Source organism: Halomonas sp. SIMBA_159 (assembly GCF_046536035.1).
GTDB lineage: Bacteria > Pseudomonadota > Gammaproteobacteria > Pseudomonadales > Halomonadaceae > Vreelandella > Vreelandella venusta_A.
This window is the reverse complement of the sequence record NZ_JAWJBT010001844.1, coordinates 1-228: the sequence shown is the minus strand read 5'-3', so window position 1 is coordinate 228 and position 228 is coordinate 1. Positions and strand designations below refer to the sequence as shown.

1 protein-coding gene is annotated in these 228 nt (G+C 34.6%); it reads left to right on the top strand.

Translation table 11 applies throughout. From position 1 onward, the window contains the following. On the top strand, positions 1–228 hold a 228-nt coding region (locus tag R0J87_RS25560), incomplete at both ends, for a hypothetical protein (protein WP_498889815.1).

Sequence of the window (228 nt, the reverse complement as noted above, 5' to 3'; positions counted from 1 at the left end):
ACAATTTGTAGCCGTCACTGGTAATCAAGGTGTTGGTGAAAAAATCTTCGATGATATGGGTTATGAAGATTCAGAGCGCTCTCTTGAAAAAATCGCACGGGAATTAAGAGAAACGCTTATTAAAGAATTGCCTTATGACTTAGCAAAGATGCAAATAGCTATTGGCGGAGTTGAGAATGATCGAATAATAATATACTCTTTCGATAATAACGAAAATAAAGATTTGAA